Genomic DNA, 12,066 nt, shown 5'->3' with positions numbered 1-12,066 from the left:
TTTGAATTCAGTATATGATGTTATGCAGCTGTTAAAACGTTTCGGAATTTTTGTTTATACGAAAGATCGAATTGCTGATTTAGAAATGATGGAAGATGAGATAAGAGAACTGTATCGGATGCAGATGATAGAAGTAAAAGATTTTCAATTGGCCATTTTACTATTAAGGCAAGAGCAAAGTAAACTGAAGAAATAAAGAGCGTCAGATGCTATTTGGGATCTGTCGCTATTTTTTATTAAAATATGTTTTTATTTGCTTGTCCGAAACTTTTTTTGTTTAAGACCGTCTAATAGTGGGTATAAGGTAAAGTGATTGTAAATATATTAAATTCTTATTTCATTTTTGTTGATTTATTGTGAAGAAAGGATTAAGATATACTCTGTTACTTTTACTTATTTAATAAGATTGAAAAGGGGAGGATGTAGTCATGATGAAGAAAAAATGGCCGACACATTCTATTCTTGTTATAGCAATTGTGGCAACATGGATGAATACGTATATTGTTTACCACACGAGCTTTGATATGAAAATCGAGAATATAATGCAACAAGTGATATTATTTATTAATCCACTTAGTTTTCTTTTGTTTGCGTATGGATTATCATTATTTTTCAAAAGTCCTAAAGCTAGGAATAGATATATAGTAATTACGAGCATCATACTTTCAGGGGTTCTTTATGGTAATGCAGTTTTTTACCGTTTTTTCAACGACTTCATTACGATTCCTGTTTTATTCCAAACAAGTAATTTTGGAGATTTAGGAGCATCGGCAAGGGAAAGTATTTATGTAACGGACATTTTTTATTTTACAAATGTATTTATTATTTTGATAGCAATGAAATGGCTAAAAATTAATGAGAAAGTCTCACTTATTAAACCTGCTATGAGAAGAGCGTATTTTGTTTTAGCTGCCGCAGTATTATTTTTAAACTTAGGTTTATCTGAAATTGAAAGACCGCAATTATTAACTAGAAGTTTCGACCGCGAAATGTTAGTGAAAAACATCGGACCATACAATTATCATTTGTACGATTTGTATATCCAATCAAAATCGCATGCTCAACGTGCACTTGCTGATGGAAGTGAACTAGTTGAAGTGAACAACTTTGTTCGTTCTAATCAAGCAGATCCGAACGAAGAAATGTTTGGTACGGCAAAAGGACGCAACCTAATAGTTGTGTCGATGGAATCGTTGCAGTCATTTGTTATAAATAATGATATGAATGGGCACGAAGTAACACCTTTTTTAAATTCATTAACAAATGATAAAGACACGTATTATTTTTCAAACTTCTACCATCAAACAGGACTTGGGAAAACATCTGATTCAGAATTTCTATTAGAAAATTCCCTTTACCCACTTGGTGGAGGCGCTGTATTTTTTACACATGGTGAAAATACATTCCATTCGATGGCAGAGAGCTTAAATGAAGAAGGGTATTTTACAAATGTTATGCACCCAAACAAGAAGAGTTTCTGGAATCGTGATATGATGTATCAATCGCTTGCTATTCAAAAATATTATGATGTTAATAGCTATGTGGTAGACGAAGAAAATGCTGTAAACTGGGGAATGAAGGATATTCCATTCTTTGAACAATCAGTTGCTCATATGAAAGAAATGCCACAGCCGTTTTATTCACGTTTAATAACACTTACAAACCATTATCCATTTACATTGGATGAAGAGGATAAACTAATTCCTGAATACGATTCTAACTCTAATACTTTGAATAAATACTTCCAATCTGTTCGATATATGGACGAAGCATTGAAGAATTTATTTGATGATTTAAAAGAACAAGGATTATATGATAATTCAATCATTGTGATGTATGGAGATCATTATGGTATTTCAGAAAATCATAATGTGGCAATGGAACAGTATTTAGGGAAAGAAATTACTCCATACGAATCAGCAAAACTTCAACGTGTACCTTTATTCGTTCACATTCCGAATAGTGGGCAAGGAGAAGAAATTACAGAGACTGCTGGTCAAATAGATCTTCGACCAACTATCTTACATCTTCTTGGTGTAGAAACTGCGAAAGATATGCAATTAGGTGCAGACGTATTTTCGGAAGATCATGAAGAATTTGTTGTTTTCCGTGATGGTGGTTTTGTAACAGATAAACTAGTCTATACCAAAAATGCTTGTTATGACAATGCAACTGGTAGCGAAATTGATATAGAAAACTGTCAGCCATATATTGACAGAGCTGCGCAAGAACTTGGTTATTCCGATAAAATTATTAATGGTGATCTACTGCGTTTTTATGATTTGAAAACAGGGAACCTCCTATTGGATGAAGCCGAGAAATTAAATCCATAAAGTACGAAAGGCACAGACAAAAATGTCTGTGCTTTTTTGTGAAACAAATGTAGAATTAGTACGTCTAATATATATAACAAGAGGGGGGAGTAGATTGAAGAAAATTGGAATGCTTTTATTATGCCTTTTTTTACTACAAGCATGTAAAGAAAGTAACCCTCAATTAGAAAATAATGGACCTAACGCAATAGAAAAAGTACCACAGACTGTTCCAGGCAATCAGGTAGCTACTCCTACGAAAAAAATTCCATTGCTTAAGTTAAATCGATCTACGTTTCATAGTGTAATTGGGTGGATGTCTAATGATGAAATACTATTTATTTTAACAGAAGATGGCGATTGGACTGTTCAGTCGTATAACTTGTCTACTGAAACTTGGAAAACAATTTATAAAACAGAGACTCCAATTATTCAAGGAATAATTCATCCATCAAAAGAAATGATTTTATTACATACCTCTAGCAATTCGTCATCTGCTGAAATACAATTAATACATAAAAATGGCTACGTTGTACAAAGCTTATCCTTTGAATCAGCTGAAATTTACATGGATTGGCACCCAACAAATCCAGATTTAATCGTATTTTCTACATTTTATGATGATTGGTCTTATAGTACGTTTGTGTATGATGGGTCAACTCAACAATTAAAATCAATAGAAGTAGAGAATCCATTTGTGAAATGGTATGACGAACATCGTTTAATGGTTTTTAAATGGGGAGATTCTAGCTTGGATGGCAGTGATCTTCTCCTTTATTCTACAGCTGATGGAGGAACAGAAAGTACAGAATTTCAACATGTGTTAGATGTCCAAAATTTAGGGGATACGATGGTTTATGTTCAAATAAATGAAACACAAGGGAAATTTGAATATCATATGGAGCAACCAGAAACTGGACAATATTTTGACTGGAACTCACCGGCTGTAAGCAATTATTCCGAGTGGGTTGTACCAACTTTTTCTGTCGTTCACCCAACTCAATTAATTGCCATTCGTTCAAAAGCAGCAGGAAATGTGGATGAGTTTGACGATAAAGGGGTACTATCGAGTTATTCATTAAATGGTGAAAAAAGACTTGGTGAAATAGTTGATCAACCAATAGATTGTTCACCGAATGGAGAGGTTTGCCTAGGGGGATATGAAAAAGAAAACTGGATTCAATTAAATCCGTTTAATGAACAGGCTTGGTTACAATTAATAGAATAGAAAAAGCTGCTGTACGTTAAGTACAACAGCTTTTTCTTTTACATTTTAGTGTAAGCTTGGTGGGAAACCATGGTTCACGATTGTCATGACTGTAAAGAAGCCAAAAACAGCAAATGTACCAAAGTTAAATAAAACACCTAGCACATTCTTTTCTTTGAAAGCTTGGAAAGTGCCGACTACAGCTAAAACTGTAACTAGTCCAAAGATAACCATTAATAAGTTCATGAAAGACACTCCTTCCGACATCTGAAAATGAATGTCGCGTTTGCATATTCCTCTTCTATTGTAAATGTATTATTAACTTTTGTCGAGAGAAAAAAGTGGCGAAGCATTGAACAAAGGAATCATTATCTTTTTAAATAAGAAATAGGTGAAAACGTACGTATCCATTCCCTAATCTTCCATAAACACAAATTAAAAAAACAGTAAAAATCTATCATGCTCTACGTATTGGAAATCAATTTTTGGGCGAAAGAAATAATAGAATTCCTATGAATAACTGCAAAAAAGACAGGTTTTTAAGACCTGTCTCAGATGTTCTGTAAATTTTGGTTATAAGCACAAAGTTAATAACCGCCGCCGTATCCACCGCCGTGGTCACAGTTGCTTAAGAAACTTGCTCCAACAATAATCAAAAGAATAAACAGAACAACAATTAAAGCGAATCCGGATCCGTTGTTTCTATCTCCACCTACATTACCCATATTATACACCTCCTATATTTGAGTTAGTTCATTCTATGTCAAAAATGGATGTTCACCTGATTCATTTGTTCGGTTTTAAGAAGATATTTTAAAACCACTGGAGGCACAGTCAGGGTGGTATGATGTGCCCTTCAGTTATAATAGAGTATTCAAGTTTTTATAAAGTGCAGAGGCGTATACCTAAGAGTAATTTGTTGAGCTAGTTCGTTTGTGAGAAACACGCATTAGTTAAATTAAGTGGAGTAAAAAGAGATTACCCAATTAACCTGCACCCTATAGCCTCTAATTCTTATATAGAGGATTTCATAATGCTGGAGATAGTTTCTTAATTGGATTTGCAGTGTGGTCTTCAGACCTAAAATTCTGTACAATGTAATAAAATCAAAGAAAAGAGTGATTAAATGGCTACTTCTAACATCAGAACTTATCCATTAGGTTTTATTCAGACAAATTGCTATATCGTATCGAATGCTGAAAAGCAATGCTTAATATTTGATCCAGGTGGAGAAGGGGAAAAGCTAATTAGCGAACTTCATCGATTAAAATTAAAGCCACTTGCGATTCTATTGACACATGCGCATTTTGATCATATTGGTGCAGTAGACGAAGTAAGAGATGCATATACCATTCCTGTTTACATACACACTGCTGAAAAGAAATGGTTATTAGATCCTTCCAAAAATGGTTCTGCAAAGTATGCAGAAATACCATCTATTTCTGGGAAAGAAGCAGATATCATTTTAAATAATGAATCGGAATTGCAAATAGGAAATTTCCATTTTCAACTTTTACACACACCTGGACATTCACCTGGTAGCTTAACGTTTTATTTTGAAGAAGATGGATTTGCTGTGGTTGGCGATACGTTGTTTCAAAATAGTATTGGCCGGACAGATTTGCCGGGAGGGAATGAGGAGCAACTAATGAAAGCGATACATACAAAGCTTTTAACATTGCCTGAAACGACTATTATTTATCCAGGACATGGTCCAGCAAGTACAATTGAAGATGAAATGGAAAAAAATCCGTTTCTTAATGGATTTTAAACAATGGCTTTGTTAAATTAGAATGTTGTGTTCTAGAAGGATATATTTTGTGACAGAACCTAAGCAATAAAAAAAGCAGCCCTAATGGGCTGCTTTTTTTTAGACGTATTATCAATGTCCGCCAGGTACGTGCATAAACGTTGTGTAGTATGTAAAACCTGCGAAGAAGAACATTAAGTAAGCCCCGAAGATGTACATATACATACGCTCAGAAAGGTTCAAGAACCCTAAAAGAAGGAATAATCCCGTATTTGCTAAAAATAGTAAAGATGCTTCTGTCATATCACCTAAATAAAACATAACTGCAAAAATCCCTGTCCAGAAAGCCATCACTTTATACATATTGCCCATTTGTAGTCCCTCCTTTTGCAACGATACAATAATTCTCCTATTCATTATAAATGAAAGTGTTCATACATGTAAACTGAATAATATATTTCCATATAGGATAAACATAAGATTGTCACAAATATGATTCATCTATTGTTTCATTATAGAACTTCTATTTGATATACGCAATTGTTACAGTGATTTTGCATACTTTCCACTTGTACAAACTCATTGGTAGGAAAAAGTGTATCAAACTGTCCTTTTAAGAAAGATTCATGCAGCGCACAAACTAGATGTGGGTACTTGTTTAGCTGATCCTTGTAAGGGCAATTGTAAATAGAAAACGTAATGCTTTTTTTACCTTCTTTTTCTGTAATCTGTGGGAAGTAACCAATAGAATTTGCTGCTTCTGTTAATACTTCCAATTTAGTTTCAAATGACTGTGTTGAAGCATTACCATGTTGTATACTCTTTTGTCCATTACGATAACTAATTTCTTTTGCTTTGGTGATAGCTATTTCACCGAGGGAATCGACTAGTTCAAGCAACCATTGAAGCAGTAAATGATTTTCTTGTTTAGGAAAACTTAAATAGATAGGTTTTTCAGCAAGTAAGTAAACTCTTGCGGGTCTACCTCCTTTTCCATTTTTCACAAATTCGGATACAAGTAATTTAGATTCGGTCAGTTTTGTTAAGTGCAGCCTAGCCACATTAGGGTGGATTCCAAACTGCTCGGCAATTTCTTGCACATTTACTTGTTTTTTCTCTTTCAATATATATTGATAAATGGAATATCTAGTTTCATCCGCTAACGTATTAGTAAGCTTTAATGTATCTGACATTATATCCCTCATTTCCCCTGTTACTTAATATTATAGTAAAGATTCTAAGAATGACAAAATAAAATAATATCTCCTTTAATAATTTGAAAACTTTATAAAATCACTTTATTTATATGGAAATTACAAGTATACTAATTTTGTACAAGTTGTATGCGGTCACGACTTGTATCTGGAGAAAGGAAAAATGCATGCAAAAAACAGAAAATATAGTAGAACAAAAATGTTTTCAATTACTAATAAAAGCACATCAATTTGGTGCTTCTGATTTACACATGATTCCAAACGAAGAGAATTACTATTATTATTTTAAGAAAAATTCTCAAATGTTTGAAGCAGGGAAGCTTCCCCTAAACATGGGTGAACGTATTATTTCATTCTTCAAGTTTTTATCCTCTCTTGATATCAGCGAAAAAAGAAAGCCACAAAGTGGTTCATTTCAACAAACATTCAACTCTCAAAAATTTTCATTTCGAGTTTCTACTCTCCCATCTGTCTTTGGAAAAGAAAGTCTAGTAATCCGTCTTCAACAGCATGATAATGCTAAAATAATCCATTCATTGTCATTATTTCGGGATGCCTCTGAAAAAATTGTAGAGCTAGCGAACCAGCGACAGGGATTAATTCTTTTTGTTGGTCCAACGGGATCTGGTAAGTCCACTACAATGTACTCGCTCACAAAATACTGCTCGGAAAATTTAAATAGACATGTCATTTCTCTAGAAGATCCTGTTGAAAATAATCAGTCTCATTTACTGCAAATACAAGTGAATGAACGGTCAGGAGTGACATACTCTACAGGCTTAAAGGCCATTTTAAGGCATTCACCGGATGTTATTATGATTGGGGAAATACGAGATGAAGATACTGCGAAAGCTGCTATTCAAGCAGCTTTAACTGGACATCTTGTCGTGTCGACTATCCATGCAAGAGATGGGGTGGGTGCTTTATATCGTTTAATGGATCTTGGGGTTTCTGTGGATGAATTAAAACAAACAATCACAGGAATTGTGACACAAAGGCTCGTTACCGTCATAAATACAAAAACCCCAGAGTTATCGGCTATATTTGAAATTATTTCAGAGGAATTTTTATCAGAAGCGCTAAACTCTCTTTTAACTGGAAGAAGCTTTTGTGTACCACATACTAATACTCTTTCCTATCAAATAGAGAGAGGAGTTAGAGAAGGTGTTATTCAAAAAAATTAAAGCTTATCTCAAAAGGAAGGATGAAACAATTCCTTTAGAGATGCAATCCTCTTTTTTAAGTAGGCTAAGCGATTTATTAAAGGAAGGCTATACATTTCATGAAGCGGTTACAATGCTTCTTCCGTTTCATGTGAAAAAAGCCGGGGTTGTCATTCAAAAGATAACCGATATTCAAAAAAATGGGTTGAGTGTAACAGAAGTATTCAAATTACTAGGATTTCCTAGTAGATTGCTTTTACCGATTAATTTGGCTACGATCCATGGGCAACTACAAGAAACTGTAGCGGTTCTTGGGGTAAATGCTGCGATCATTGAACGTTCAAAAAAAAGGTTAAATAACTTATTAATGTATCCACTTTTCTTATTCGTCGTTATTTTTTTGTTGTTTACGATATTTCGCCTCTATTTTCTTCCTAATATGAAGTCATTGCTTGGGTCAAGAGATGCTCATCAGGCTGAAAGCTCTCTTGCTTTAACAAACATGTTATTGCAATTACCGAATACGTTTTTAATGACTATTTTAGCGATAGCAGTGCTCATCATTATCTTCCTGTTCCTACTAAATAATAAAAATATAAAAACCCAGCTTGATTTTTATAGAAAAATACCAGTAGTGCAAAGTTGGTATCGACTAATACTTACAAGAGTGTTCTCTAGAGAAATGGGAGGGCTTATTGAGAGTGGAGTGTCGCTACAGAAAGCGTTAGATGCATTAATAGCGCAAGAAGAGCATAAAGGTCTTCGGTATATTGCCGGGCAATTGAAAGAGAAAATAGTCCACGGAGAAACTTTCTCGGATGGTGTCTTATTACTCGACTATTTTACAAACGATTTCCACCATTTTGTCGTCCATGGAGAAAATAGTGGTTAAAGGGCGATAAAACATGTCCAAATGGTACACCAGTACTTATTGACCCGAATGATGGCAGGGTAACGATAGAAGGTGAAGAGACCGCGGGATCTACTAGTGATGGTTAAACAGTATGAAAAAGGGTTTACTTTAATTGAAACGCTGCTCGTTTTATCTATTGTGATGGTCATGTCGTCTTCGATTATATTTGTTACTTCTTCCAAGATGGAGGAAGTAGAGGAAAAGCGATTTTTTAGACAGTTCCATTTAGATATGCAAAGACTTCAATCCATTGCGATTGGAGAATATAAGTATACGTATGTAAACTTTGTTGAAAATGGCTCGAAATATGTCGCGAAAAGTGCAAATGTACCTTTATTTGAATATAAAGTTCCAAAACATATGCGACTATCAATGGATAGCTACTTAAAAGGGATTGCATTTCATCCTAACGGAACAGTCAGTCAGTTTGGATCATTCCTATTTGAAACAAAAAAAGGTCACAAAACAGTAACGGTGTATATTGGTAGAGGCAGACTAAGTTATGAAGAATAATGACGGCTTTTCGTGGCCTGAAACCATACTATCGTTAAGTATAACTTTAATCATCGCAACCACATTACTTCCTCTACTCCATAATTTTACCGTGCAATTAGAAGAGAAGAAGCGGAAGTATCATGCCTCTATTGTGATGAATGAAGCAACGAAAATGTTCATAACGGAAAATATTTCGACTGGATCTATACACATTGAAAAAGTCGCTTATATGTTTGTAATTGATAACGAAAACATATGTGTGATTTATGAAGGGGTGCGAGAGGAGAAAACGAGTTGCTTAACTATTTCAAACAGAGAATCGTGGATGAGAAAGGATATACACTAATCGAAGGGATTATTCAACTCTCGGTGTTAATGCTTTTTTCGCAAGTATTTGCTGTAACGATGTGGTGGTTATATAAAATGGAAGAAAATGTTACTAACCCGATGGATACCGAATGGGCTTTATTTGTCCAAAATGTAGAGACGTACTTAAATGATATAGATTCATTAGTTATACAAAGAGAACAACCAGGCATTCGGTTTTATAAATTAGGCGAAGAGTATGACATTGAATTTTATTCAACTTTAATACGAAAACAGAAGAATAGGCTAGGGCACGAACAGCTGCTGCTTCAAGTGGAGTCTTTGTCAGTGTCGATAGAAGGTAAATCTTTACGCTTTTTTGTCACATTTTTAAATGGCATGGAAAAGGAGCATACATTTTATGTTACGTATCGTGCAAAATGAAAAAGGAATCCTGTTGCCCGCGGCTGTTATTCTCTTATTAATCGTTTGTTTTTCCCTTTTTTCGACAACTGCTGCATACCTATCTAAATATCGAACGTATGATTCGTTGGAAATGAGCAATATTAATGCTACTATCATTAAAATGGATAAATTTAAAGAGCGAGAAAATAATCCAGATATGTAGTGAGTTGGTGAAGCGTGTACAAGGTATATTTAGTTGGCTTTATGGGAAGTGGAAAAAGTTCGGTCGGTAGGAGACTAAGCTATTTATTAAAGATGCCATATTATGATATGGATAAAGAAATAGTGAAAAGTCAAAAAAAGTCGATTTCTGAAATATTTGAGCAAGATGGGGAAGCGTATTTTCGAAATATAGAAACCGAGTTTCTTCAAAACTTTCGAGATGAGGCATGTATTATTTCTACTGGTGGCGGAGTTGCCATGAAGGAGAAAAATATTCAAATTATGCGGAGTACAGGTTTAGTTTTGTATTTGGATGCATCATTTGATGATATTTGGATGAGAATAAAAAGCAATAAAAATCGACCAATCGTACTACAAAGCACCCGTGAAGAATTAGAACAATTATACAAAAGCAGAAGAAGAAATTATAAAAAAGCGGCACATATAACTATTCATACAGAATACCGTCCGCTTAGACAAGTGACGGAGTATGCTGGTTATCAAGTAAATCGGTTAAAAGGCGAATGAAATTTAAATTTAAGTTAATTTAGTTCGTGTTTTAATTAAATTATCAAAAAAGATTGCTTACTTTATGGTTCAATGTTAGGATATAGACAAAGCTAGTGATTATACAGATAGCGGATGAATATACGGGGAGAGAACGCTTCGATGCGTCGCCGAAGGAGCAAGTAATGAATTTTATGAATCTCTCAGGCAAAAGAACTCGTATAGGACGCAACTCTGGAGAGTGCTTTCGTTTAATTTTACGCAAAGCCACCAAAGAGGAAAGCCATATTTGGTAAACTTTCAGGTGCCAGGACAGAGAACCCCTATTTTTACAAAGGGGTTTCTCTGTCTTTTTTTATGCGACAGATTAGAAAGAACAGCTTTCGAACCTTGTTGCAGCATCATGGGGTCATTCGCTTTTTTATGTGTGTATTATTGAAGGAGGAGATATTTTGTCAGAGCAATTGAAACGAACACCTTTATTTGATGTCTACGCAGCCTATGGAGGAAAAACAATTGATTTTGGTGGCTGGGAATTACCTGTGCAATTTTCTAGTATTAAAGCAGAACATGAAGCAGTAAGAACAAAAGCAGGATTGTTTGATGTCTCACATATGGGAGAAATAATCGTTACAGGTTCAGCAAGTGAAGCATTTTTACAAAAATTAATGACAAATGATATCTCCAAATTAGTAGAGGGTCAGGCGCAATATACTGCAATGTGCTATCAAGATGGCGGAATTGTAGATGATTTGCTAGTTTACAAATTAGAAGAGAATCATTACTTACTAGTAGTGAATGCAGGTAATATAGAAAAAGACTTTAAGTGGATGCAACAAAATGCATCGGGCGATGTTGAGTTAGTAAATAAATCCAATGAATACGGATTACTTGCGATACAAGGACCTCTTGCCGAGCGTATTTTACAAAAGCTTACTTCCCATAATCTTGAAGATATCAAATTCTTTCGTTTTGCGGATCAAGTCGAGATTGCAGGTAAGTCTGTTCTAGTTTCTCGAACAGGTTATACAGGTGAGGATGGATTTGAAATTTACGCAGCAAGCAGTGATGTTACGGAATTATGGAGCAGCATCCTAGAAACAGGTAAAGAAGAAGGAATTCTTCCCTGCGGCCTTGGAGCGCGCGACACTTTACGTTTTGAAGCATGCTTACCTTTATATGGCCAAGAGCTTTCGAAAGATATAACTCCATTAGAAGCAGGTTTAGGCTTTGTCGTAAAACTAAATAAAGAACAGGATTTCAACGGTAAATCTGTTTTAGCCGACCAAAAAGAAAATGGAGTACCTAGAAGAAGTATTGGAATTGAAATGATTGATAAAGGAATTCCACGCACTGGATACCCAGTCTTCGCAGGAGAAGAGCAAATCGGTTTTGTGACAACAGGAACGCAATCTCCTACATTGAAGAAAAATATTGGTCTCGCGTTAATTGACGCAAAATTTGCTGAAATCGGTAAAGAAATAGAAATTGAAATCAGAAATAAACGATTAAAAGCTATTACGGTTGCAACACCATTTTATAAACGACAAAAATAATTTTGCAGAAAGAGGT

General features: G+C 34.8%; 16 protein-coding genes and 1 riboswitch. Of the genes, 12 read left to right on the top strand and 4 right to left on the bottom strand.

Annotated features, from left to right (window positions below; translation table 11 throughout):
* Position 1: 1 nt before the first annotated feature.
* The 3 genes from MHB48_RS12550 (at position 2) to MHB48_RS12540 (ending at position 3,540) form a co-directional block, all read left to right on the top strand.
* A complete protein-coding gene (locus MHB48_RS12550) occupies positions 2-196 on the top strand; it encodes a YqgQ family protein (RefSeq protein WP_342598392.1) in 195 nt (64 codons plus the stop codon).
* A 232-nt stretch (positions 197-428) separates the two neighbouring features.
* Positions 429-2,333 carry an LTA synthase family protein gene (locus MHB48_RS12545; protein ID WP_342598391.1) on the top strand — a complete coding sequence of 635 codons (1,905 nt, stop codon included), beginning with the start codon at positions 429-431 and terminating at the stop codon, positions 2,331-2,333.
* Between the two features lie 94 nt (positions 2,334-2,427).
* Positions 2,428-3,540, top strand: a complete 1,113-nt coding sequence (locus MHB48_RS12540) for a hypothetical protein (protein ID WP_342598390.1) — start codon at positions 2,428-2,430, stop codon at positions 3,538-3,540.
* A 45-nt stretch (positions 3,541-3,585) separates the two neighbouring features.
* Here the strand turns inward: MHB48_RS12540 and MHB48_RS12535 are convergent, their stop codons facing one another.
* The gene (locus MHB48_RS12535; protein WP_342598389.1) at positions 3,586-3,765 is read right to left on the bottom strand and encodes a DUF2759 domain-containing protein; all 180 of its coding nucleotides are present in this window, start codon (positions 3,763-3,765) and stop codon (positions 3,586-3,588) included.
* 341 nt (positions 3,766-4,106) lie between these two features.
* Complete coding sequence (locus MHB48_RS12530) at positions 4,107-4,244, bottom strand: YjcZ family sporulation protein (RefSeq protein WP_342598388.1); 138 nt, start codon at positions 4,242-4,244, stop codon at positions 4,107-4,109.
* A 401-nt stretch (positions 4,245-4,645) separates the two neighbouring features.
* On the opposite strand from MHB48_RS12530, the gene MHB48_RS12525 reads away from it, so the two are divergent.
* Positions 4,646-5,290 (top strand): MBL fold metallo-hydrolase, encoded by a 645-nt coding sequence (locus MHB48_RS12525; RefSeq protein ID WP_342598387.1) that lies wholly within the window; start codon positions 4,646-4,648, stop codon positions 5,288-5,290.
* 111 nt (positions 5,291-5,401) lie between these two features.
* Here the strand turns inward: MHB48_RS12525 and MHB48_RS12520 are convergent, their stop codons facing one another.
* Entirely contained in the window at positions 5,402-5,641 is a 240-nt protein-coding gene (locus tag MHB48_RS12520) for a DUF2626 family protein (protein ID WP_340921834.1), read from the bottom strand.
* Positions 5,642-5,781: 140 nt separating this feature from the next.
* Positions 5,782-6,462, bottom strand: a complete 681-nt coding sequence (locus tag MHB48_RS12515; protein WP_342598386.1) for a helix-turn-helix domain-containing protein — start codon at positions 6,460-6,462, stop codon at positions 5,782-5,784.
* Positions 6,463-6,650: 188 nt separating this feature from the next.
* Here MHB48_RS12515 and comGA point away from each other — a divergent pair, with 188 nt between their 5' ends.
* The 8 genes from comGA to gcvT all read left to right on the top strand — a co-directional run bounded on the left by comGA (position 6,651) and on the right by gcvT (position 12,050).
* A complete protein-coding gene (gene comGA / locus MHB48_RS12510; protein WP_342598385.1) occupies positions 6,651-7,667 on the top strand; it encodes a competence type IV pilus ATPase ComGA in 1,017 nt (338 codons plus the stop codon).
* Entirely contained in the window at positions 7,648-8,538 is an 891-nt protein-coding gene (locus MHB48_RS12505; protein WP_342598384.1) for a type II secretion system F family protein, read from the top strand. The genes comGA and MHB48_RS12505 overlap by 20 nt, the downstream gene beginning before the upstream one ends.
* Before the next feature lie 99 nt (positions 8,539-8,637).
* Positions 8,638-9,072 (top strand): competence type IV pilus minor pilin ComGD, encoded by a 435-nt coding sequence (gene comGD, locus MHB48_RS12500; protein ID WP_342601377.1) that lies wholly within the window; start codon positions 8,638-8,640, stop codon positions 9,070-9,072.
* On the top strand, positions 9,062-9,400 hold the full coding sequence (locus tag MHB48_RS12495; RefSeq protein WP_342598383.1) for a type II secretion system protein: 339 nt from the start codon (positions 9,062-9,064) through the stop codon (positions 9,398-9,400). The genes comGD and MHB48_RS12495 overlap by 11 nt, the downstream gene beginning before the upstream one ends.
* Complete coding sequence (gene comGF, locus MHB48_RS12490) at positions 9,349-9,804, top strand: competence type IV pilus minor pilin ComGF (protein ID WP_342598382.1); 456 nt, start codon at positions 9,349-9,351, stop codon at positions 9,802-9,804. Before MHB48_RS12495 ends, comGF begins: the two co-directional genes overlap by 52 nt.
* Positions 9,782-9,988 carry a hypothetical protein gene (locus tag MHB48_RS12485; RefSeq protein WP_342598381.1) on the top strand — a complete coding sequence of 69 codons (207 nt, stop codon included), beginning with the start codon at positions 9,782-9,784 and terminating at the stop codon, positions 9,986-9,988. Before comGF ends, MHB48_RS12485 begins: the two co-directional genes overlap by 23 nt.
* A 14-nt stretch (positions 9,989-10,002) precedes the next feature.
* A complete protein-coding gene (locus tag MHB48_RS12480) occupies positions 10,003-10,515 on the top strand; it encodes a shikimate kinase (protein ID WP_340921818.1) in 513 nt (170 codons plus the stop codon).
* Between the two features lie 114 nt (positions 10,516-10,629).
* Positions 10,630-10,723: riboswitch (glycine riboswitch) on the top strand.
* A 223-nt stretch (positions 10,724-10,946) separates the two neighbouring features.
* A complete protein-coding gene (gene gcvT, locus MHB48_RS12475) occupies positions 10,947-12,050 on the top strand; it encodes a glycine cleavage system aminomethyltransferase GcvT (RefSeq protein WP_342598380.1) in 1,104 nt (367 codons plus the stop codon).
* The last annotated feature ends 16 nt before the right edge of the window (positions 12,051-12,066 follow it).

Origin of the sequence: Psychrobacillus sp. FSL H8-0483, from assembly GCF_038637725.1 — a bacterium.
In the GTDB taxonomy this organism is placed as follows: Bacteria; Bacillota; Bacilli; order Bacillales_A; family Planococcaceae; genus Psychrobacillus.
Note: the sequence above shows the minus strand (reverse complement) of the source record. Positions and strands in the feature narration are given on the sequence as shown.